This window comes from Leclercia sp. 119287 (assembly GCF_009734485.1).
GTDB lineage: Bacteria > Pseudomonadota > Gammaproteobacteria > Enterobacterales > Enterobacteriaceae > Enterobacter > Enterobacter adecarboxylatus_C.
Genome location: NZ_CP046445.1, coordinates 2,884,721 through 2,907,479 on the forward strand (window position 1 = coordinate 2,884,721; position 22,759 = coordinate 2,907,479).

The 22,759-nt window shown below is 55.6% G+C and carries 22 protein-coding genes, 1 pseudogene and 1 riboswitch; of the genes and pseudogenes, 11 read left to right on the forward strand and 12 right to left on the reverse strand.

Annotation, left to right across the window (positions count from 1 at the left end; translation table 11 throughout):
* Positions 1-220 precede the first annotated feature (220 nt).
* From manX to mntP, 5 genes are all read left to right on the forward strand, one after another.
* Complete coding sequence (gene manX / locus GNG27_RS13865) at positions 221-1,192, forward strand: PTS mannose transporter subunit IIAB (protein ID WP_142489936.1); 972 nt, start codon at positions 221-223, stop codon at positions 1,190-1,192.
* Positions 1,193-1,239: 47 nt separating this feature from the next.
* Positions 1,240-2,037, forward strand: a complete 798-nt coding sequence (locus GNG27_RS13870; RefSeq protein WP_142489937.1) for a PTS mannose/fructose/sorbose transporter subunit IIC — start codon at positions 1,240-1,242, stop codon at positions 2,035-2,037.
* Positions 2,038-2,049: 12 nt separating this feature from the next.
* The gene (locus GNG27_RS13875; RefSeq protein ID WP_039030789.1) at positions 2,050-2,901 is read left to right on the forward strand and encodes a PTS mannose transporter subunit IID; all 852 of its coding nucleotides are present in this window, start codon (positions 2,050-2,052) and stop codon (positions 2,899-2,901) included.
* A gap of 57 nt (positions 2,902-2,958) precedes the next feature.
* On the forward strand, positions 2,959-3,417 hold the full coding sequence (locus GNG27_RS13880; RefSeq protein WP_156264034.1) for a DUF986 family protein: 459 nt from the start codon (positions 2,959-2,961) through the stop codon (positions 3,415-3,417).
* 197 nt (positions 3,418-3,614) lie between these two features.
* A riboswitch (yybP-ykoY riboswitch) is annotated at positions 3,615-3,805 on the forward strand.
* 1 nt (position 3,806) lies between these two features.
* Positions 3,807-4,370 carry a manganese efflux pump MntP gene (gene mntP / locus GNG27_RS13885; RefSeq protein ID WP_142490115.1) on the forward strand — a complete coding sequence of 188 codons (564 nt, stop codon included), beginning with the start codon at positions 3,807-3,809 and terminating at the stop codon, positions 4,368-4,370.
* On the opposite strand, the gene rlmA is transcribed toward mntP, so the two are convergent.
* The 7 genes and pseudogenes from rlmA to mgrB all read right to left on the reverse strand — a co-directional run bounded on the left by rlmA (position 4,367) and on the right by mgrB (position 9,592).
* Complete coding sequence (rlmA, locus tag GNG27_RS13890) at positions 4,367-5,182, reverse strand: 23S rRNA (guanine(745)-N(1))-methyltransferase (protein ID WP_156264035.1); 816 nt, start codon at positions 5,180-5,182, stop codon at positions 4,367-4,369. The two genes, mntP and rlmA, sit on opposite strands and share 4 nt — an antisense overlap.
* 63 nt (positions 5,183-5,245) lie before the next feature.
* On the reverse strand, positions 5,246-6,964 hold the full coding sequence (gene ftsI / locus GNG27_RS13895; protein ID WP_156264036.1) for a peptidoglycan glycosyltransferase FtsI: 1,719 nt from the start codon (positions 6,962-6,964) through the stop codon (positions 5,246-5,248).
* 217 nt (positions 6,965-7,181) lie between these two features.
* Positions 7,182-7,391 carry a transcription antiterminator/RNA stability regulator CspE gene (gene cspE / locus GNG27_RS13900; protein ID WP_001062678.1) on the reverse strand — a complete coding sequence of 70 codons (210 nt, stop codon included), beginning with the start codon at positions 7,389-7,391 and terminating at the stop codon, positions 7,182-7,184.
* 12 nt (positions 7,392-7,403) lie between these two features.
* Positions 7,404-7,548: pseudogene (locus tag GNG27_RS13905) on the reverse strand (DUF2627 domain-containing protein).
* Between the two features lie 527 nt (positions 7,549-8,075).
* Positions 8,076-9,065, reverse strand: a complete 990-nt coding sequence (locus tag GNG27_RS13910; protein ID WP_156264037.1) for an MBL fold metallo-hydrolase — start codon at positions 9,063-9,065, stop codon at positions 8,076-8,078.
* Positions 9,066-9,084: 19 nt separating this feature from the next.
* Positions 9,085-9,375 (reverse strand): YebO family protein, encoded by a 291-nt coding sequence (locus GNG27_RS13915; protein ID WP_156264038.1) that lies wholly within the window; start codon positions 9,373-9,375, stop codon positions 9,085-9,087.
* A gap of 73 nt (positions 9,376-9,448) precedes the next feature.
* Entirely contained in the window at positions 9,449-9,592 is a 144-nt protein-coding gene (gene mgrB / locus GNG27_RS13920; protein WP_103180034.1) for a PhoP/PhoQ regulator MgrB, read from the reverse strand.
* Positions 9,593-9,751: 159 nt separating this feature from the next.
* Between mgrB and GNG27_RS13925 the strand changes: the two genes are divergently transcribed.
* A complete protein-coding gene (locus GNG27_RS13925) occupies positions 9,752-9,991 on the forward strand; it encodes a YobH family protein (RefSeq protein WP_142489943.1) in 240 nt (79 codons plus the stop codon).
* A gap of 54 nt (positions 9,992-10,045) precedes the next feature.
* Here GNG27_RS13925 and kdgR read toward each other — a convergent pair whose 3' ends face one another.
* The gene (gene kdgR, locus GNG27_RS13930; RefSeq protein ID WP_106993296.1) at positions 10,046-10,837 is read right to left on the reverse strand and encodes a DNA-binding transcriptional regulator KdgR; all 792 of its coding nucleotides are present in this window, start codon (positions 10,835-10,837) and stop codon (positions 10,046-10,048) included.
* A 178-nt stretch (positions 10,838-11,015) separates the two neighbouring features.
* Between kdgR and GNG27_RS13935 the strand changes: the two genes are divergently transcribed.
* Positions 11,016-12,389, forward strand: a complete 1,374-nt coding sequence (locus GNG27_RS13935; protein WP_156264039.1) for an MFS transporter — start codon at positions 11,016-11,018, stop codon at positions 12,387-12,389.
* 47 nt (positions 12,390-12,436) lie between these two features.
* Here GNG27_RS13935 and htpX read toward each other — a convergent pair whose 3' ends face one another.
* From htpX to GNG27_RS13955, 4 genes are all read right to left on the reverse strand, one after another.
* Positions 12,437-13,318, reverse strand: coding sequence for a protease HtpX (htpX, locus tag GNG27_RS13940; protein WP_142489945.1), 882 nt, complete (start codon positions 13,316-13,318; stop codon positions 12,437-12,439).
* Positions 13,319-13,513: 195 nt separating this feature from the next.
* Positions 13,514-15,562 (reverse strand): carboxy terminal-processing peptidase, encoded by a 2,049-nt coding sequence (gene prc / locus GNG27_RS13945; protein WP_156264040.1) that lies wholly within the window; start codon positions 15,560-15,562, stop codon positions 13,514-13,516.
* Positions 15,563-15,581: 19 nt separating this feature from the next.
* Positions 15,582-16,268, reverse strand: a complete 687-nt coding sequence (proQ, locus tag GNG27_RS13950; protein WP_142489947.1) for an RNA chaperone ProQ — start codon at positions 16,266-16,268, stop codon at positions 15,582-15,584.
* A gap of 97 nt (positions 16,269-16,365) precedes the next feature.
* Complete coding sequence (locus GNG27_RS13955) at positions 16,366-16,863, reverse strand: GAF domain-containing protein (RefSeq protein WP_142489948.1); 498 nt, start codon at positions 16,861-16,863, stop codon at positions 16,366-16,368.
* Positions 16,864-16,994: 131 nt separating this feature from the next.
* Between GNG27_RS13955 and yebS the strand changes: the two genes are divergently transcribed.
* The 4 genes from yebS to GNG27_RS13975 all read left to right on the forward strand — a co-directional run bounded on the left by yebS (position 16,995) and on the right by GNG27_RS13975 (position 22,742).
* On the forward strand, positions 16,995-18,278 hold the full coding sequence (gene yebS / locus GNG27_RS13960) for a membrane integrity lipid transport subunit YebS (RefSeq protein ID WP_156264041.1): 1,284 nt from the start codon (positions 16,995-16,997) through the stop codon (positions 18,276-18,278).
* A complete protein-coding gene (locus tag GNG27_RS13965; RefSeq protein WP_142489950.1) occupies positions 18,247-20,880 on the forward strand; it encodes a PqiB family protein in 2,634 nt (877 codons plus the stop codon). The genes yebS and GNG27_RS13965 overlap by 32 nt, the downstream gene beginning before the upstream one ends.
* A 76-nt stretch (positions 20,881-20,956) precedes the next feature.
* Positions 20,957-22,399, forward strand: a complete 1,443-nt coding sequence (rsmF, locus tag GNG27_RS13970; RefSeq protein ID WP_156264042.1) for a 16S rRNA (cytosine(1407)-C(5))-methyltransferase RsmF — start codon at positions 20,957-20,959, stop codon at positions 22,397-22,399.
* Positions 22,400-22,502: 103 nt separating this feature from the next.
* The gene (locus GNG27_RS13975; protein WP_032611546.1) at positions 22,503-22,742 is read left to right on the forward strand and encodes a YebV family protein; all 240 of its coding nucleotides are present in this window, start codon (positions 22,503-22,505) and stop codon (positions 22,740-22,742) included.
* The last annotated feature ends 17 nt before the right edge of the window (positions 22,743-22,759 follow it).

Below are 22,759 nucleotides of genomic sequence, written 5' to 3' on the forward strand. Positions count from 1 at the left end.
AGATGTTTCAGCGCTTTTTTTGATCACAGAAATATCTCATTGGCTTAGGCTAAATTACGGATCTTCATCACATAAATTATTTTTTCACTGTCTAAAATAAATCGCGTAAGACTGAGTGAGTTGAACTCTAACCCTTATCTGAATCGATTCGTTCTTTCGAAGAAGATCACTAATGTCCTGACGCGTTTTGGGCATTAACGATAATAAAAGGAGGTAGCAAGTGACTATTGCTATTGTTATAGGCACACATGGTTGGGCTGCAGAGCAGTTACTTAAAACCGCAGAAATGCTTTTAGGCGAACAGGAAAACGTCGGCTGGATCGATTTCGTTCCCGGTGAAAACGCCGAGACACTAATAGAGAAATACACGGCTCAACTGTCCAGACTGGACACCAGCAGCGGCGTATTGTTCCTTGTTGACACATGGGGTGGCAGCCCGTTTAACGCCGCCAGCCGCATTGTGGTCGATAAAGAGCAGCATGAGGTGGTCGCCGGGGTCAATATTCCGATGCTGGTTGAAACCCTGATGGCACGCGACGACAACCCGAGCTTTGACGAGCTGGTTGCGTTGGCGGTTGAAACCGGTCGCGAAGGCGTGAAAGCGCTGAAAGCGAAACCGGTCGAAGTCGCGAAACCCGCGCCGGTTGCCGCAGCCGCTGCTAAACCCGCCGCCCCGCTTAAGCCAATGGGCCCGAACGATTACATGCAGATTGGCCTTGCCCGTATCGACGACCGTCTGATCCACGGTCAGGTCGCGACGCGCTGGACCAAAGAGACCAACGTCCAGCGCATCATCGTGGTCAGCGATGAAGTGGCCGCCGATACGGTCCGTAAAACCCTCCTTACCCAGGTGGCCCCACCGGGCGTAACCGCCCACGTGGTAGACGTCGCCAAAATGATCCGCGTTTATAACAACCCGAAATATGCGGGCGAGCGCATCATGCTGCTGTTTACCAATCCGACAGACGTAGAACGCGTTGTCGAAGGCGGCGTGAACATCAAGTCCGTCAACATTGGGGGTATGGCGTTCCGCCAGGGTAAAACTCAGGTGAACAACGCGATTTCAGTCGATGAGAAGGATATTGAAGCCTTTAACAAGCTGAATGCACGCGGCATTGAACTGGAGGCCCGTAAGGTTTCCACCGACCAGAAACTGAAAATGATGGATTTGATCGGCAAAGTCGGGAAATAACCCCGCGCTGATTTTTCACATAAAGCTTATGTCATAGGAGAAGTACAATGGAGATTACCACTCTTCAGATTGTGCTGGTGTTCATCGTCGCTTGTATAGCGGGTATGGAATCCGTACTTGATGAATTTCAGTTTCACCGTCCGCTGGTTGCCTGTACGTTAATCGGCGCCGTTCTCGGGGATATGAAAACCGGTATCATCATCGGTGGTACCCTGGAAATGATCGCCCTCGGCTGGATGAACATCGGAGCTGCGGTTGCACCGGATGCGGCGCTCGCCTCCATTATCTCTACCGTGCTGGTTATCGCCGGCCATCAAAATATCGGTGCCGGTATCGCGCTGGCTATCCCGCTGGCGGCTGCGGGCCAGGTTCTGACCATTATCGTGCGTACCATTACCGTTGCCTTCCAGCATGCGGCTGATAAGGCGGCGGAGAATGGCAACCTGACGGCGCTATCGTGGCTCCACGTCTCGTCCCTGTTCCTGCAGGCGATGCGTATCGCTATCCCGGCGGTTATCGTGGCAATTTCTGTCGGCACCAGCGAAGTCCAGAGCATGCTGAACGCCATTCCAGAGGTCGTTACCGGTGGTCTGAACATCGCCGGCGGCATGATCGTGGTGGTTGGTTATGCGATGGTCATTAACATGATGCGCGCAGGCTACCTGATGCCGTTCTTCTACCTCGGCTTTGTTACCGCGGCATTTACCAACTTCAACCTGGTAGCACTGGGCGTGATTGGTGCGGTCATGGCCATCCTCTACATCCAGCTGAGCCCGAAATATAACCGCGTAGCCGGTGGTGCACAGGTTGCTGGTAATAACGATCTCGATAACGAACTGGACTAGCAGGTGAGCGACATGGTTGATATGACTAAAACTACCCCTCAGAAAAAACTGACTCCAGGGGATATTCGTGGCGTGTTCATCCGTTCAAACCTGTTCCAGGGTTCATGGAACTTCGAACGTATGCAGGCGCTGGGCTTCTGCTTCTCAATGGTACCGGCGATCAAACGTCTGTACCCGGAAAATAACGAAGCGCGTCGCCAGGCGATTAAGCGTCACCTGGAATTCTTCAACACCCACCCTTACGTTGCGGCCCCGGTACTGGGCGTTACGCTGGCGATGGAGGAGCAGCGTGCGAACGGTGCCGAAATCGACGATGGTGCTATTAACGGTATCAAAGTCGGTCTGATGGGACCGCTGGCAGGCGTCGGTGACCCGATCTTCTGGGGTACCGTGCGTCCGGTCTTCGCTGCGCTGGGGGCGGGTATCGCCATGAGCGGCAGCCTGCTCGGTCCTCTGCTGTTCTTTATCCTGTTTAACGTGGTGCGTCTGGCGACCCGTTACTACGGCGTCGCTTACGGCTACCGTAAGGGCGTGGACATCGTTCAGGATATGGGCGGCGGCTTCCTGCAGAAACTGACTGAGGGGGCGTCAATCCTCGGCCTGTTTGTGATGGGGGCGCTGGTAAACAAGTGGACGCACGTCAACATTCCGCTGGTGGTGTCAACCATCACCGGTCAGGATGGTCAGACTCGCGTAACCACCGTGCAAACCATCCTTGACCAGCTGATGCCGGGCCTGGTGCCGCTGCTGTTGACCTTCGCCTGTATGTGGCTGCTGCGTAAGAAAGTGAATGCGCTGTGGATTATCGTCGGCTTCTTCGTTATCGGTATCGTGGGTTACGCTATCGGTCTGCTGGGTCTGTAAGTTTTCACTAAATACACCGGGGGCATGTATGCCCCCGTTTTTTTATCCGGAGGATGAATGACGGTCACGGACATCGTACTGGTTGTCTTTATTGTTGCCCTTCTGGCGTATGCCATCTACGACGAATTGATCATGCCGCGCCGCAACGGCCCTACCTTGCTCACTATCCCCCTGCTGCGTCGCGGTCGCGTCGATGCCGTGATCTTCGCCGGCCTGCTGATGATCCTGATTTATAACAACGTCATGAGCCAGGGTGCGTTATTAACCACATGGTTATTATGTGCCCTGGCATTAATGGCGTTTTATCTGTTCTGGATGCGGGTGCCAAAAATAATCTTCAAATCCAGTGGATTCTTTTTCGCCAATGTCTGGATAGAATATAACCGTATTAAAGAGATGAATTTATCGGAAGACGGCGTATTGGTGATGCAACTGGAACAGCGACGCCTGCTTATCCGGGTGAAGAATATTGACGACCTGGAGAAGATATACAAATTACTCGTTAAAACTCAGTAAGATAAAATAATAGCACTGGCTATATTTTGACAAAAAAATTACCCTGTCATATAGCCAAAGCTATATTTTCTGGATGAATACACGCCATATTATTAACGTTATTTTCACATCAAAATCTAAATGAAAATCGTTATCAACCAGCCGGGAGAATAATACTTTCCGGTTGTTGTTTTAACTTCTCAAAATATGTTAAGGTTGCGCCCGTCGTTGGGGAGTAGCCGATTTCCGGTATGCCGGAAATGTACGTGTCAACATACTCGTTGCAAAACGTGGCACGTACGGATTGTTTCTGCGTCAGGCAGACCAATCAGGCGAGACCATAGACGCCTCAACTGCTGTTTACTGGGGGCAGTGATGTGTCATATGGATATCCCGGTCTGGACGCGCTGATGAACCTCTCTGCAACACTTCTTCTGGCCTTTGGTATGTCTATGGATGCATTTGCTGCTTCCATGGGAAAAGGCGCCACGCTCCACAAACCTAAATTCTCTGAAGCCCTGCGTACCGGTCTGATCTTTGGTGCTATCGAAACCCTGACGCCGCTGATTGGCTGGGGTCTGGGGATGCTCGCCAGCCAGTTCGTGCTGGAGTGGAATCACTGGATCGCCTTTATCCTGCTGACTTTCCTCGGCGGACGTATGGTTATTGAAGGCATTCGTAATGACGTTGATGAAGATGAGCCCGTTCACCGCCACGGCTTCTGGCTGCTGGTGACCACGGCGATCGCCACCAGCCTTGATGCGATGGCCGTCGGCGTGGGGCTGGCGTTCCTGCAGGTGAACATTATCGCTACCGCGCTGGCGATTGGCTGCGCGACCTTAATCATGTCCACCCTGGGGATGATGATCGGCCGGTTTATCGGCCCGCTGTTAGGGAAACGCGCCGAGATCCTCGGCGGTATTGTATTAATCGGTATCGGCGCTCAAATTATGTGGAGCCACTTCGCCGGTTAAGCGACGCGCTGCCAGCAGTGGATGCTAAAATCTGTCTGGCAGCTGAATAGTGCCTGTTTTGCCAGCGTCTCCCACACCTCCGGTTTTGCCCGCCACGCAAAAGGCGTCATCTGCAACAGCGCCACCGCTTCTGTTCCGCTCAGGGACATATTATAGGCCAGGGACTGCTCCTCCCGGAGCGCAAAGCCTGCCAGCTGCTCCGAATGCGGGGCATGCAGCAAAACCTCGCTGTAAATCAGCCCCTTCAGCTCCATCAGGTGACGCGGACCTGGCGTGACGGTGATAACCCAGCCGCCCTCTTTCACCACCCGGGCCAGCTCTTCACCTTTGCAGGGAGCGTAGATGCGGATCACCGCATCCATGCTGCTCTCTTCAAACGGCAGACGGTGGCTGGACGCCACGCAAAAGGTCACCTGCGAATAGCGTTTGGCTGCGGCACGGATGGCGGATTTAGAGACATCCAGCCCAAAGGTTGCGGCGCCCTTTTTCTGGGCAGTATCGGCAAAGGCGGCGGTGTAATATCCTTCTCCACAGCCGATATCGAGGATCGATGTCGCCCCTTCAGGCAATAACGCTGCCAGCCTACCGGCGACCTCGTCGCGCAGGGGCTGATAATGGCCGGCATCGAGAAAGGCTCTGCGGGCCTGCATCATCTCCGCACTGTCGCCCGGATCCCGGGAACGCTTATGCTGCACCGGGAGCAGATTGACATAGCCCTCTTTCGCCATATCGTACCGATGCCCCTGCGGGCAGGCGTAACTTTTATCCGTGTGCGCCAGGGGCGCGTGGCAAAGAGGACAGCAGAATGTCATGGTAACTCCGGGCAATCATAAAGGGCGAAAGTGTACCGCTAATCGCCCCGCTATAAAACGGCCTTAACGCATTACGATGAGATGGCTGGAATCGGCCGGTAAGCCATCCGGCTTGATGTTTTCGATACGCAGCACGTCACCCATAATCTGGCTGAATACCGGTGCCGAGACCGCCCCGCCGTAGTAGGCCCCATTTTGCGGATCGTTGATCACCACCGCGAGGGCAAATACCGGACGGCTGGCCGGCGCGACGCCGGCGGTATAGGCCACATATTTATCAACATAGTTGCCGCCGTCATCGATTTTCTTCGCGGTGCCGGTTTTCACTGCCACCCGGTAATCACGTACCGCCGCTTTGACCCCGCCGCCGCCGGGCAGCGCCACGCTCTCCATCATATGCTCTACCTCCTGCACAATCGGAACGGGCATTACCTGGGTGCCGATGACCGGCGGGTCAATGCGGGTGATAGAGAGCGGACGCTCCAGACCATAGCTGCCAATGGTGGCGTAGACGTGAGCCAGCTGGAGCGGAGTGACCATCAGGCCATAGCCAAACGCAAAGGTAGCGCGATCGAGCTGGCTCCAGAATTTACGCTCGGGCAGCAGGCCGCTGCTTTCCCCGGTTAACCCGAGGCCGGTGGAGCGGCCAAAGCCAAACCCGTGATAGGTATCCAGCAGCCGCTGGATCGGCATCGCCAGCGAGAGGCGGGACACGCCGGTGTCGCTCGATTTTTGCAGGATGCCGGTCAGCGTCAGCTCCGGGTAGTAACCGACGTCGCGAATGCGGTGCCCGGCCAGGGTGTAGGGATGGGTGTCGATGACGCTGTCCGGCTGCACCAGCCCTTGCTGCAGCGCGGTCATCAACACCAGCGGCTTGACGGTAGAGCCCGGCTCAAAGGTATCGCTGATGGCGCGATTACGAAAATCATTCAGCGTGGCGCCGTCACGGTTATTGGGATTGAAGTCCGGGAAGCTGGCCATCGCCAGAATCTCGCCGGTCTGAATGTTGATCAGCACCGCGGCCCCCGACTCCGCTTTGTTCCATGCCACAGCGTTGTCCAGCGCATCTTCCGTAATAGTCTGTAGCCGCTCATCAATGCTCAGCTGGATATTGTGCGCCGGCACGGGCGGGACCTCGGTAATATTCTCAATCACATGCCCGTAGCGATCTTCGCGCACTCGGCGCAGGCCGGGTTTGCCGGTGAGCTGCGCATTAAAGCTTTTCTCGATCCCTTCGATGCCCTGCCCGTCAATATTGGTAAAGCCAATCAGGTTAGCCGCCACGTGTCCGGCCGGGTAAAAACGTCGTGACTCATCCCGCAGGCTGATACCCGGCAGATGGAGTTTGTCGATCCACTGGGCCTGAGCGGGATCGACCTGGCGGGCCAGATAGATAAAACGCCCCTGCGGATTACTGTTGATCCGCGCGGCAAGGTTGGTGAGCGACAGATGCAGGGCGCTGGCTAACGCCTGCCAGCGATCGTCAAACCCGACACCGCCTTTCGCCAGCACCGTTTTCGGATCGGCCCACACCGCCTGCACCTGCACGCTCACCGCCAGCGGCCGCCCTTCCCTGTCGACGATCATCCCTCGCGGGGCGTTAATAGCCACCTCACGCAGCGAGCGCATATCCTCCTGCTTGACCAGCGGATCCGGTTTTACAATCTGCAGCCAGGCGACGCGCCCCAGCAGGAAAACCAGGCTGCCAAGAATGGCCAGGCAGAGAAGGGCAAAACGTAACGGGGTGAAGTTTACTGCGGGATTGACGGGTTTCTTTTTCACCAGGGCTCCAGGGCTGAATAACAACGCCCTGATTTAACGGCAAATTTGCACCCTGAGGGGGAAAACAATGCTAATACTCTCGCAGCTTTGCAACAAACTGCAAACAGAGACGCAGGTGGTAACACTTTGAAAAAAATGCATTAAAAAGCCCCGCATACGCGAGGCTTTATCTCTGCAACTGAAACGTCGGAACGCTTCAGATTAGGCAGGGGTTCGATCAGATAGCGGTTACGTTAACAGCAGCCGGACCTTTCTGGCCGTCCTGAATTTCGAACTCAACGTTCTGGCCTTCAGCCAGAGTTTTGAAGCCGTTACCCTGGATTGCAGAGAAGTGTACGAACACATCTTTGCTGCCGTCAGCAGGAGTAATGAAACCAAAACCTTTAGACTCGTTGAACCACTTAACTTGACCTTTAATCTTTGCCATTTGCAAAATTCCTTAGAATGTTTTCTTAGCCCGCGGGCATTCACTGAGATAAAACTGAGACATTACTGCATGAGGCACTAATATAAGGTTCGGCAGAGAAGCGGTATTCAACGACAACGTGTTTACTCAGGACTTCTTTACTGAAAATGCCACACATAAACAGAACTGTACCTCGTTTGACCCAAACCGTGTTATCACACACAACTTAAATAATGGCAAGCCATTTTTAAACGTGTCTCGATCAGCCGCACAAATTCAGGGACTGATTTGCCACAATCTGCACAGTAATGCACTTACGTGTATACATAGCCCGTCTGTTGCTCGATCAGTAACCGTCAGGGTAGACGCTGTTATCAAAGACTTTTTTAACTTAGACCAAGAACTTCATATCGTCCAGCAAGCGTGGCCGATTTCGTGCGGCGGTTATTTCCTTTAGAACAATTGGTAAGAAGTTATGCTGATTTAATCGTAACGGCAGGCATTTGTTTCCTTGAAAAAAAACACTTCGGGTCGCTTCGCTTGTTTAACTTATATACACCGCAACGCTGATTGTTGCCATGCACCAAAATAATGATATTTTTATGAACCTGCATCAAAAAAAGGCAATCAAAACGTTTCGATTAAAATAAAATATGACATGCGTCGGTTTAATACGGAATAAGTGCTAACTGAACAGAGAATAGTTTATATGGATAAATATTGACCAATGCGTAGAGGCTGAAAGTTAGCCACCGGCAGCGATAAATCATTCAGGGCCAAAGAGAGTTCTTTTACAGGCTCATCCAGCGATTCATCGGCCAGCTCAAACACCCCCCAGTGGATCGGGATCGCCGTCGGCATACCCAGTTGTTGCCAGAGCGCTACCGCCGCCTGCGGATCCATATGATGAACAGACATGAACCAACGTGGTGCATACGCGCCAACGGGTATCGCAATGGTATCCAGTTTTCCCAGCCGCTGCGGGATGGTCAGTAACTCCGGCGTATAACCGGTATCGCCGCTGAACCAGAAGCGCTGGTTTTGCCCCTCAAAGACCCAGCCACACCAGAGCGAGCGGTTGCGATCCCACAGGGTGCGCATACTCCAATGCTGCGCCGGGACGGCGGTGAACCCCAACCCTTCGAAGGTATAGCTTTGCCACCAGTCCAGCTCGACGACCTGTTTTGCCCCACGCCGGCGGCACCACTCCCCCAGGCCTAACGGCACGAAAATGGTCAGCTGCGGAAAACGCCGCAGAAGCTGGCGGAAGGTGGCGGAATCCAGATGATCAAAGTGGTTATGGGAAATGACCAGCGCATCAAGGGGTGGAAGCGCCGCGACGCTCATCACCGGGGGCGTTTTTCTGATCGGCCCGGCAAAGGGTACCGGGGAGGCGCGACGGGAAAACGCCGGATCGGTGAGAATGTATTTCCCGTTCAGGCGCAGCAGCAGGCTGGCATGCCCCAACCACCAGACGCCGTCTTCTTCAAGGGTATTGAGTGTGACAGGTTGCCACCACTGGCGGATAAACTGGTCGTAGCCCTGTTCGGGCGGTTTCGGCAGACCGGCGGCCTTTCGTTCTTTCTGCCAGCGTTCGACATCGCCGGGTTGGTGCTCAGCTCCATCGGTGTTGCGAAAACCCTGCGAGGTATGATGCGCGAGGGAGGCGTTACACCAGGGATTGCTCCAGGCCATACTCACCTCCCCTGACTGGTTAGCGTTCGGCTACCAGACGAATAAAGTCATCGTCCTGGCTGTTAGCCGTCTCTTCTGCCGCTTTAGGTGCTACTTTCTCTTCCGGTTCATTGGCTTCGCACAGGCGGCGCAGCAGCGCGTTCTGACGTTTTTGCAAATCAACTAATGTTTCCAGCAGCTCGATTTGCTCATTGGTACGGGAGCTTGCACGGTTGACGAAAAACCACAGCACCAGACCCACGATCAGCAATATTCCCGAAATCGCCAGAGATGCCACACTAAGCATCCCGGAATTCACTAACTCACCCATTTCACCCCCCAATAAAAACGCTCATTCTAGCACTCGCGTTACGGAAGGAAATCATTTGCGATAAAAATGCCTGTTACCAGGGGATAAACTTATTGATAGAACAAATACCGCTAAAAAACTGTACATCCTGGTCACACATCACATTGATGGTCTGCGTCCAGAGCAACACACAGGCCACCAGTACCAGCACCAGAATTACCCAGCGTATTTTTTTCACTCCACTCTCCGTCCCATAACTGCCTGATGCCAGGTTATCATGCGCAACTTAAACCATGCCTAACTGTAACGTGAAGACGAGCTTTTCGGAATCATAGGCTTGTTCACGCGACTTTATCGGTTACGCTAGACGGCAGTCATTAAAAAAAATGAGGCAATAATGCGCTTTTTTATTCGCACACTGATTGTTATAGCCCTGGTCTGGACAGGTTTACTGCTCGCAGGCTACGGCGTGCTGACGGGCAGTAAAGAGAACGCTGGCGGACTGGGTATTCAGTGTCAGTACCTCACCGCACGCGGCTTCAGCACGGCGCAGTATATTCATTCTGACAGCGGAATTATTGGACTCTCCCGCTGCCCGCTGCTGCGAAAGAGCGAGACAGTAGTCGATAACGGCTGATCCCATCCATAAAAAACGCTGCCATCAGGCAGCGTTTTTTTATGCAGGAACAACTCAGAACGGATAGTCGTTATAACCCATCTGCTCAGAGATCTTCCGCGCCGCCGTGTGCAGCATTTCCACGTATTCGTGCAGATGCTCTTCAGAGAAACGCAGCGTCGGGAAGGAGATACTCAGGCCTGCAATCACCACGCCGAAGCGGTCAAATACCGGTACGCCGATGCAGCGCAAGCCCTCTTCCTGCTCCTGGTTATCTTCGCCATAACCCTGCTCACGCACCTTATCCAGCACCGCTAACAGTTCATCGGTGGTGGTGATGGTACGTTCAGTGCTGCGTTTGTACTCGACGTTCTCGAGGATCTGCTTCACTTCTTCACGGTCGCGCCATGCCAGCAGGACTTTACCGATGGCGGTACTGTACAGCGGGTTGCGGCGGCCAATGCGTGAATACATGCGCAGGTTATACATGGAGTCGATCTTATGGATGTAGACAATGCTGTCTTCATCCAGCGCACCCAGGTGCACCGTCTCTTTCGTCAGACGAGAGAGTTCACGCATCTGAATATCCGCGCTACGGATCAGATCGACATTCTGCAGCGCGCGTGCGCCCAGTTCGAATAACTTCAGAGTCAGGGAGTACTTTTCAGACTCGCCTTCCTGTGCAACATAACCCAGTGATTTCATGGTCTGCAAAAAGCGGTAAACGGTGCTTTTTGACATCATCACACGCTGGGACAGCTCAGTAATACCAATTTCGCGCTCTTCGCCAAGCGCCTGCAGGATGCCGAACACCTTTAACACAGAAGAAACAGAATCTGGCTGTTTATCCAAATCCGCGATTGCCATTAATCACCTCAACGCAAGTGTTTTATAAAATTTAGAACCGGTTTTTATTATAAATTCGCGACCGCATTGCTGCAATCAATCCTGGCTAACCTGGTTACAAATCTGCGACATATAACCGAAATAACAGTGATAATATCGTTACCCTGTTAATAATAACCTGTATTGCTCATTCATTCTCATGACAAAAACCCTCACAGATGGCCTGCCGTTACCGCAGCGCTATGGTGCCATTGCGACCATTATTATCGGTATTTCCATGGCGGTGCTGGATGGTGCCATCGCCAACGTTGCCCTGCCGACCATCGCCAGCGACCTGAATGCCTCGCCTGCCAGTTCGATCTGGATCGTCAACGCCTACCAGATAGCGATTGTCATCTCGCTACTCTCGTTCTCTTTCCTCGGAGACATGTTTGGCTACCGCCGGGTCTATCAGTGCGGACTGGTGGTTTTTACCCTGACCTCCCTGTTCTGCGCCCTTTCAGACACATTGCACACCCTGACGCTGGCGCGTATCGTTCAGGGGTTTGGCGGCGCGGCGCTGATGAGCGTCAATACCGCGCTGATTCGTCTTATCTACCCGCAGCGGCATCTGGGACGAGGGATGGGCATTAACTCCTTTATTGTCGCCGTCTCCTCGGCGGCAGGCCCGACAATTGCGGCGGCGATCCTCTCGGTAGCCTCCTGGCAGTGGCTGTTCCTGATCAATGTCCCGCTGGGGATCGTGGCGCTGCTGTTCGCCCTGCGCTACTTGCCCGCCAACGGCCCGAAAAGCAGTATGCCTAAATTCGATCTGCCGAGCGCGGTGATGAACGCCCTCACCTTTGGCCTGCTGATCACCGCCCTCAGCGGTTTCGCCCAGGGACAGTCGCTGACGTTAATTGCCGGCGAAGTTGTGGCGCTGCTGGTAGTCGGCTTCTTCTTCGTGCGGCGTCAGCTGGCCCTGCCGGTACCATTACTGCCGGTGGATCTGCTGCGTATTCCGCTCTTTTCGCTCTCTATCGGTACGTCAATATGCTCCTTCTGCGCGCAGATGCTGGCCCTGGTTTCTCTGCCCTTCTTCCTGCAGAGCGTGATTGGTCGCTCGGAAGTAGAAACGGGTCTGCTGTTAACCCCATGGCCGCTGGCCACGATGGTGATGGCGCCGCTGGCAGGCTATCTGATTGAACGGGTGCATGCGGGCTTACTGGGGGCGCTGGGGCTGGTGATAATGGCGGTCGGTCTTTTCGCCCTCGCCCTGCTGCCGGCGGCACCGCACGATCTGGATATTATCTGGCGGATGATGCTGTGCGGGGCGGGCTTTGGTCTGTTCCAGTCGCCAAATAACCATACCATTATTACCGCCGCCCCTCGCCATCGCAGCGGCGGCGCCAGCGGCATGCTGGGTACCGCCCGCCTGCTGGGACAAAGTACCGGGGCGGCGCTGGTGGCCTTGATGTTTAACCTGGCCGGGCAAAGCGGGACCCATCTGGCGCTGCTGACCGCCGGCACGCTGGCCACCGTCGCGGCCATTATCAGCGGGCTAAGGGTGACGCAGCCACGTTCGCAGGCATAAAAAAAGCGCGTCCGGGGACGCGCTTTTTTATTTCCGACCCGAAACCGTTATTTCAGGTACTCGCCGCTACGCAGCGCTTCGATACGCTTGTCCAGCGGCGGGTGGGACATGAACAGTTCACTCAGCGATTTCGATTTACCGTTGATGCAGAACGCCATCATGCTGGAGGCTTCCTGCGGCTCGTAGCTGGTCTTCAGACGCTGCAGCGCGGCAATCATCTTCTCGCGACCTACCAGTTTGGCTGAGCCGGCATCCGCATGGAACTCACGGTGACGGGAGAACCACATGGTGATAATGCTCGCCAGGATACCAAACACCAGTTCCAGCACCATTGAGACCGCAAAATAAATCAGCGGGTTGCCGTTACTCGCTTCGCCTTCCTCCCGATCGCCGCCCATAAAGCCTGCGGCAATCTGCGCGATAATACGCGAGATAAAGATAACAAAGGTGTTCACCACACCCTGAACCAGGGTCATGGTCACCATATCGCCGTTGGCAATGTGGCTGATCTCATGGGCGATAACCGCCTCGGCTTCGTCACGGCTCATGTTCTGCAACAGGCCGGTACTGACCGCAACCAGAGACGCGTCGCGACGCGCGCCGGTGGCGAAGGCGTTGATGTCCGGCGCGTGATAGATCGCGACCTGCGGCATAGCAATACCCGCCTGGCGGGCCTGGTTGGCAACGGTGGTCATCAACCACTGTTCCATGTCGTTACGCGGTTGCTCAATAACCTCGCCGCCCACGGACTTGAGCGCCATCCACTTGGACATCAGCAGCGAGACAAAGGAGCCACCGAAACCAAACAGCAGCGCCATGATTAACAAGCCCTGAACGCTACTCGACTGAATTCCTGTCAGGCTGAGCACCAGCCCGAAGACCACCATGACCGCAAGGTTGGTGAGCAGGAAGAGCGCGATTCGCATCATAATATTCTTTTAACCTCAGTTTAACAAAACGCACTATGCGATTACCCACATCGTATGGGTATTCCGCATATTTTCAAGGATTGCAGCGGCGTAAGTCACCAGAAAGACACAACTTTACACAATGAAATGACTGCCTGACGGCTGGATGCGGTTAACAAAAAAACAGGCACAATTTCTTGTGCCTGTCAGGGGAGATTATTTCGCCGGGGCGGGATTCCCGGCAGGATGATCTTTTTCCAGTTGCGCCAGGTCAATGGCGATCTTCACCGTCTCATCAAGATACGGATCGGGCTCCTGGTAATCCTTCGGCAGGTCGTCCAGTTTTTTGAGGAGAGGCTTGCCTTCACGTTTAAAGCGGTCATTGATACGCGCCAGACGTGTTGCATCATCCTCTTCGTTCTCTTTCAGACGCTGAGCGTAGTTCAGAGAGACGATATTGCGTTTCGCTTTCAGGGCATTGAAACGGGCAATATCCTTCACGATGTACTGGAACTCAGGATCTTTGGCGATGCGATCGTCGTGCTGCTTCAACAGCGCCGGACCAAACTGAGTCATATCGCCCGACTTCACGTAGGTGGCAGCGTTAACGCTATCCCACGGCAGCGCGTTATCTTCGAACTTCTCGCCGGTTTCCGTCTCTTCAGTGCCAGTCGGCATGATGATATCCGGGGTCACGCCTTTACGCTGGGTACTGCCGCCATTCACGCGATAGAACTTCTGAATGGTGTACTGTACCGAGCCCAGCGCCGGCCATTCCGGACGCAGCATCTGATCGTAAATGCGGTTCAGGGAACGATACTGCTGCACCGTGCCTTTCCCGAAGGTCGGTTCGCCAACAATCAGTGCGCGGCTGTAGTCCTGCATTGCAGCGGCAAAGATCTCCGATGCCGACGCACTGAAGCGATCGACCAGCACCACCAGCGGGCCTTTATAGTAAACAACGCCATCGGTATCGGCATCTTCACGCACTTTACCGTTGTTGTCGCGTACCTGTACCACCGGGCCGGACGGGATAAACAGACCCGAAAGCGAAACCGCTTCGGTCAGGGCGCCGCCGCCGTTGGTACGCAGATCGATAATGACGCTCTTAACGTTTTGTTTTTCAAGCTTCTGCAGCTGAACCTTGACGTCGTCCGTCAGGCCCACATAGAAGCCAGGAATATCCAGCACGCCGACTTTGTCTTTACCCACGGTTTTCACCGACATCTTCACCGCGCGATCTTCCAGACGGATACGCTCGCGGGTCAGGGTAACGATACGGGTCTTGGTGCCTTTACCGGCAGGCAGGATTTCCAGACGGACCTTGCTGCCTTTTGGCCCTTTGATCAGAGCAACGACATCATCCAGACGCCAGCCGATCACATCGACCATGTTCTGGCCAACCAGGCCAACACCCACAATGCGATCGCCTACGCTAATCGCCTTGCTCTTGGCAGCCGGGCCCCCGGCAACCATGGAGTTGATGACGGTGTAATCGTCGTCCATCTGCAGCACCGCACCGATCCCTTCAAGGGAGAGGCTCATTTCGGTGTTGAACTGCTCGGTGTTGCGCGGAGAGAGATAGTTGGTGTGTGGATCGATTTCGTGCGCGAAGGCGGTCATCGCCAGCGAGAACACATCTTCACTGTTGGTCTGCGCCAGGCGACGAATGGCAAATTTGTAGCGGCGGGTCAGCGTTTCGCGGATCTCTTTCTCATCTTTACCGGTGAGTTTGAGGCTCAGCTCGTCGTACTTCACTTTGCTGTCCCACAGGGCATTCAGCTCGGCTTCATCTTTCGGCCACGGCGACTTACTGCGGTCAAGATTAAAGGTGTCGTTACCCGTGAAGTCCATCGGACGTTCAAGCACCTTAAGCGCGTACTGATAGCGCTCGAAACGGCGTTTCTGCGACAGGTTATACAGATCGTAGAACAGGTCCAGCTTGCCGCTGCGTAACTCGTCACCCACCTCAGACTGCTTTTTGGCAAACTGTTCGACATCGCTGGCCAGCAGGACGTTGTGACTGTAGTCCAGCAGGTTCAGATAGCGGTCGAAAATTTTTGTCGAAAAGGCCTGGTCAAGGTCGAACTGACGATAGTGCGAGCGGGTGAAGCGCGAGGTAACGCGCTCACTGACCGTTGCGTGCTGAGTCTCTTCCTTCAAAATCGGAATTTGATCGACACGCGTAATCTCGTCCACAGCGAAGGCGTGGCCTGTTATCGCAAACAGGCCAGCCAGCGCGGTGAGCTTAAAAAATGTGTTCATGCCGGGCTTGGCCTCCGTTTTAGAACAACAAGTGTTCTGCGCGTACAATCATTGACAGACCAGAAGTCAGCTGTACACGAACGCCATCTTTGGTGATTTCCAGTACGGTGGCATCCATAGCATTGTTACCCGCTTTCACCTTCAGAGACTGACCAACGCTCAGGACGCTAATGTCAGAAACCGGAGTGTGGCGCGGCTCTTCACGAGGCGCACGCGGGGCTTTTGCCGCCGGTTGCTCAGCACGTGGCTTACGCTCGGTGTTCTCTTTGCGACGCGGTGCAGGACGTGGCTTGCGTTCACGGCGAGGGGCTTCTTCCTGGCCATTGGCCGCGGCAGCTTCGCGTTTTTTCGCCTGCTGTTCAGCACGCTGAGCCTGAACTCGCGCTTTGGCTTCTTCGAGCTGCTTACGGGCGTGCTCAACGTGCTGCTCATCCAGCACACCGCAAGGGTTGCCGTCGAGATCCACACGCGTTGCGCCCGCTTTGATACCGTACAGGTAACGCCAGCTCGAAGTATAAAGACGTAAGGCGGAGCGGAGTTGGGTTTTGCTGAGGTTCATCTCACCTTCAACACGCTCTACCAGATCCTGAAAAATACCAATTTTCAGGGGACGAGCTTCGCCTTCGGCACTAAAACATTGAGGAAAACGTTCGGCCAAAAACGCGATAACTTCTTTACTGCTATTCAACTTAGGTTGATTTTCCATGAAATTTCCTGATTACAACGGACGTTGCCGACAAGCCGCAGGCATGAACAGGCGTCATTATAATGACGCCATCGGTAAATGCTACGTTATCCGTTGATTATCCTGCGACGCTCGCAAAGAATTTATGATAATCGGTCGCGGCGAGGACGTTTTCAAGGTTCGCCACCAGCTCGCGCAGCCCCTGCTCATCCTCGTGGGTAAAGCGGTTGAAGACCGTGCTGTCGATATCCAGTACACCAATAATCTGATTATTCACTTTCAGAGGAAGTACGATTTCAGCATTGCTGGCGCTGTCGCAGGCGATATGCCCGTCGAACGCGTGGACATCATCAACACGCTGCACCTGGTCCTGCGCCACCGCGGTACCACACACGCCGCGCCCGACCGGAATACGTACGCAGGCCAGCTTGCCCTGGAAGGGTCCCAGCACCAGCGTCTCGCCTTCCAGCAGATAGAAACCGGCCCAGTTCACATCAGACAGACGTTCGAAAAGCAACGCGCTGGTATTCGCCAGCGTGGCTAAAAAACTGGTTTCACCTGCCATCAATGCCTGAAAGTCACGGTTCAAATCCGCGTAGAATTCTGTTTTGTTCATTATTCAATCACTTGGTTGTCTTACAAAATTACAGCATAGCCTATTAAAATACGCATTATTTACGTTCATGCTCAAGATGAATCCATTCATGAGTTAAGATAACTATTAACTATCCTTTTTTAGCGCGACCGATGGCTCTTAAAACACCGAAAATAACACCGGCGAAAAAGATTACTGTGCATGCGGTTGGCGATGCGCTGCCCCGTGCACATTATCAGCGTTGTCCGCAATGCGATACGCTTTTTACGTTGCCAAAGATGAAATCATACCAAAGTGCTTTCTGCCCGCGCTGCAACGCAAAAATCCGCGATGGCCGCGACTGGTCCCTGACGCGACTGGCCGCGATGGCCGTCACCATGTTGCTGCTGATGCCCTTTGCCTGGAGCGAACCGCTGCTCAGTTTGCACCTGCTGGGTGTGCGTATTGACGCCAACCTGCTGGAGGGGATCTGGCAGATGACCCGCCAGGGCGATCCCCTCACCGCCTCGATGGTACTGTTCTGCACCGTCGGCGCGCCGGTAGTGCTGGTGGCCGCCATCGCCTACCTGTGGTTTGGCAATATTCTGGGGATGAACCTGCGCCCGGTGCTTCTGATGCTCGAGAGGCTTAAGGAGTGGGTGATGCTGGATATCTACCTGGTGGGGATCGTCGTGGCGTCAATCAAGGTGCAGGATTACGCCTGGCTGCAGCCCGGCAGTGGTCTGTTCGCCTTTATCGCGCTGGTGATCCTCAGCATTCTCACAATGATCCACCTGAACGTGGAGCAGCTCTGGGAGCGGTTTTACCCCCAGCGCCCTGCCACCCGCTACAACACCGATTTGCGGGTCTGTCTGGGCTGTCACTATACCGGGCTACCCGACGCGCGCGGTCGCTGCCCGCGCTGCCATATTCCGCTGCGCCTGCGCCGCCATAACAGTCTGCAAAAATGCTGGGCGGCGCTGATCGCCTCGCTGATACTGCTGTTACCGGCTAACCTGCTGCCCATCTCGGTGATTTACGTCAACGGTGCACGCCAGGAAGATACCATTATGTCGGGCATCGTCTCGCTGGCGCAGAGCAACATCGCCGTCGCGGCCGTGGTGTTCATCGCCAGTATTCTGGTGCCCTTTACCAAAGTCGTGGTGATGTTTACCCTGCTCGTCAGCATTCATTTTAAATGTGAACAGGGGCTAAGAACCCGCATACTGCTGTTGCGTTTCGTTACCTGGATTGGCCGCTGGTCAATGCTGGATCTGTTTGTTATTTCGTTGATGATGTCGCTGATCAATCGCGATCAGCTCCTTGCTTTTACTATGGGACCCGCGGCGCTCTATTTCGGTACTGCGGTGATATTGACTATTCTTGCAGTGGAATGGCTGGATAGCCGCTTACTTTGGGATGCACATGAGTCAGGAAACGCCAGCTTCGCCGACTGAAGCGCGAGTTAAAACAAAACGTCGTATTTCGCCTTTCTGGTTACTGCCGGTTATCGCTCTGATGATCGCCGGCTGGTTAATCTGGACCAGTTACGAAGATCGCGGCAATACCATTACCATTGATTTCCAGAGCGCCGACGGTATCGTTGCGGGCCGTACGCCCGTGCGTTTCCAGGGGGTTGAGGTGGGCACCGTCCAGGATATTTCTCTGGACAAGAACCTGAATAAAATTGAGGTTCGCGCCAGCATCAAGTCCGATATGAAAGACGCCCTGCGGGAAGAAACGCAGTTCTGGCTGGTGACGCCAAAAGCCTCGCTGGCGGGCGTTTCCGGGCTGGATGCGCTGGTCGGCGGCAACTACATCGGCATGATGCCGGGCAAAGGTGAGCCAAAGGATCACTTTACCGCCCTGGATACGCAGCCGAAGTACCGGCTCAACAACGGCGATCTGATGATTCATCTCCACGCCCCGGATCTGGGCTCACTGAACAGCGGGTCGCTGGTCTATTTCCGCAAGATCCCCGTGGGCCGCGTCTACGACTACGCCATCACCCCCAATAAGCAGGGGGTGACCATCGACGTGCTGATTGAACGACGCTTCACCTCGCTGGTGAAAAAAGGCAGCCGCTTCTGGAACGTCTCTGGCGTCGATGCCGACCTGAGCCTGAGCGGGGCCAAAGTAAAGCTGGAAAGCCTCGCGGCGCTGGTGAATGGTGCCATCGCCTTCGATTCGCCGGAAGGCTCCGAGCCCGCCACACAGGAAGATGATTTCGGCCTGTACAAAGATCTGGCCCACAGCCAGCGCGGCGTGATCGTCAAGCTCACCCTCCCCTCTGCGGATGGCCTCAAGGCCGACTCCACGCCGCTGATGTATCAGGGGCTACAGGTAGGTCAGCTCACCAAAATGACGCTGAATCCTGGCGGCCTGGTGACCGGTGAGATGACCGTTGATCCCAGCGTGGTCGATCTGCTGCGGGAAAAAACGCGTATCGAAATGCGCAGCCCTAAGCTGTCCCTCAGCAACCCCAGCGTCAGCAGCCTGCTCACCGGCAGTACCTTTGAGCTGATCCCCGGCGGCGGCGAACCGGTCAACCAGTTTACTATCGCCCCTGCCGATAAGGCGCTGTTACAAAAACCAGGTGTCCTGACCGTAAGCCTTAGCGCGCCGGAAAGCTACGGTATCGACGCCGGTCAGCCGCTGATTCTGCACGGCGTGCAGATTGGTCAGGTGCTTGAGCGGTCGTTAACCAGCAAAGGGGTTACCTTTGAGGTGGCGATCGATCCGCAGTACCGCGAGCTGGTGCATGGCGACAGCAAATTCGTGGTCAACAGCCGGGTGGATGTCAAAGTCGGGCTCGACGGGGTCGAGTTCCTGGCGGCCAGCGCCAGCGAGTGGATCAGCGGCGGGATCCGTATCCTGCCGGGTGAGAAAGGCGCCATGCGCGACAGCTACCCGCTGTATGCCAACCTGGACAAAGCCCTCGAAAACAGCCTGAGCGATCTGCCGACCACCACCCTCACGCTGGTAGCCGACACCCTGCCGGACGTGCAGGCGGGCTCGGTGGTGCTGTATCGCAAATTCGAAGTGGGTGAGGTGATCCTCGTGCGCCCGCGCGCAAATGCCTTTGATATCGAACTGCATATCAAACCGGAGTACCGCAAGCTGCTGACCAGCAACAGCGTGTTCTGGGCCGAAGGCGGGGCCAAGGTGCAGCTCAACGGCAGCGGGCTGACGGTGCAGGCCTCCCCCCTCTCCCGTGCCCTGCGCGGTGCCATCAGCTTTGACAACCTGAGCGGCGCCAGCGCCAGCCAGCGTAAGGGTGACAAGCGGATCCTCTATCCGTCTGAAACTGCCGCCCGCGCGGTGGGCGGTCAGATCACCCTGCACGCCTTTGATGCCGGCAAGCTCGCGGAAGGGATGCCGGTGCGCTATCTGGGGATTGATATTGGCCAGGTCCAGAGCCTGAAGCTGATTACCGCCCGCAATGAAGTGCAGGCCACAGCGGTGCTGTATCCGGAATATGTCGATAACTTCGCCCGCGCCGGAACACGCTTCTCGGTGATCACCCCGCAGATTTCCGCCGCAGGCGTGGAGCATCTGGATACTATCCTCCAGCCCTATATCAACGTCGAGCCCGGACAGGGCAAACCGCGCCGCGATTTTGAGTTGCAGGAAGCGACCATCACCGACTCACGCTATCTCGATGGCCTGAGCATTGTGGTGGAAGTGCCGGATGCGGCATCGCTCGATATCGGTACGCCGGTGCTGTTCCGCGGAATGGAAGTGGGCACGGTCACTGGCCTGACGTTGGGGACGCTTTCCGACAGGGTGATGGTGGCCCTGCGCATCAGCGATCGTTATCAGCATCTGGTGCGGAACAACTCGGTCTTCTGGCTGGCCTCCGGCTACTCGCTCGATTTCGGTCTGACCGGCGGGGTAGTGAAAACCGGGACCTTTAATCAGTTTATCCGTGGGGGGATCGCCTTCGCGACGCCACCGGGCACGCCGCTGGCACCGAAATCCCAGCCCGGCAAGCACTTCCTGTTGCAGGAGAGCGAGCCGAAAGAGTGGCGCACCTGGGGAACCGCCCTGCCACGTTAATGCCTGCGCTCCGGTGTCAACCCACCGGAGCCTTTGTGGTACACTGCGCGCCTCTTTTACTCCCTGTGGTGCGCTCGTGTCTCAACGTCCCGTCTATCTGCCAGATGAATTTCTGGCGCAAATGCGCCAGGCTCTGCCTGACTCTCTCGCTCTCGATGCGTTTATCGCCGCCTGCCAGCGCCCGCTGCGCCGCAGCCTGCGCGTCAATACCCTAAAAATCAGCGTGGAGGATTTCCTCACCCTGGTCGCGCCGTACGGCTGGCAACTGACGCCGGTTCCGTGGTGCGAAGAGGGATTCTGGATCGAACGTGACGACGAGGAAGCCCTGCCGTTGGGCAGTACCGCCGAGCACCTGAGCGGGCTGTTTTACATTCAGGAAGCCAGCTCCATGCTGCCGGTTGCCGCGCTCTTTGCTGACGACAATACGCCATCCCGCGTGATGGACGTGGCGGCAGCCCCGGGCTCCAAAACCACCCAAATCGCCGCGCGGATGAATAATCAGGGGGCGATCCTCGCCAATGAGTTTTCCGCCAGCCGCGTTAAGGTGCTGCATGCCAACATTAGCCGCTGCGGGATCAGCAACGTGGCGTTAACCCATTTTGATGGCCGCGTGTTTGGCGCTGCGCTACCGGAAGCCTTTGATGCGATCCTGCTGGACGCCCCCTGCTCCGGCGAAGGGGTGGTGCGCAAAGATCCCGATGCGCTGATGAACTGGTCCGTGGCCAGCAATCTGGAGATCGCCGCCACCCAGCGCGAGCTGATCGACAGCGCCTTCCATGCCCTGCGTCCCGGCGGCACCCTGGTGTACTCCACCTGCACTCTCAACCGCGACGAGAACGAAGCGGTCTGCCTGTGGTTAAAAGAGCAGTATCCCGACGCCGTGGAGTTTCTGCCGCTGAACGACCTGTTCGCCAGCGCCAGTGAATGCGTCACGCCGGAAGGCTTCCTGCACGTCTTCCCGCACATCTACGACTGCGAAGGCTTCTTCGTGGCACGGCTGCGCAAAACCGCCGCCATCGCGCCTCTGCCAGCCCCTAAATTCAAGGTGGGCACTTTCCCGTTCACGCCGCTTAAAACCCGCGAAGCCGCGCAGATTACTGCTGCTGCAAACCAGGCGGGTCTGCACTGGGACGATAACCTGCGACTGTGGCAGCGCGACAAAGAGGTGTGGTTATTCCCGATGGAGATTGAGCCGCTGATCGGCAAAGTGCGCTTCTCCCGCCTCGGCATACGGCTGGCAGAAACCCACAATAAAGGTTACCGCTGGCAGCATGAAGCGGTGATTGCCCTGGCCAGTCAGGACAACGCTTTTGCCTTAACCCAGCAGGAAGCGGAAGAGTGGTATCGCGGCCGCGACGTCTGGCCGCAGGCGACCCCTGCCGGAGATGATGCGGTGGTGACTTACCAGGGCTTCCCCATCGGTCTGGCGAAAAAGGTGGGCTCACGTCTGAAGAATAGCTACCCGCGCGAGCTGGTTCGCGATGGTCGTTTGTTTACCGGTAACGGTGACGCGGGCTAAAAAAGGCACTTTTTTACTGGCGCTTTTGCTCTCCATTGACCAGGCTGAAAAGTGGGCGACTATACTGGTCGTACCAGACCACAGCGAGATTCTGGAGAGCATTATGACGAAAACCAATGTGCGCATTGGCGCATTCGAAATCGATGATGCCGAGTTAAACGGCGATACGCAGGGCGAACGAACGTTAACCATCCCCTGCAAGTCTGACCCTGACCTGTGCATGCAGCTCGATGCCTGGGATGCAGATACCAGCGTCCCGGCACTCCTCGATGGCGAACACTCCGTACTATACCGTGAGCATTACGATCAAGGTTCCGATGCCTGGATCATGCGCCTTGCATGATTTGGAGAGAACCCGCC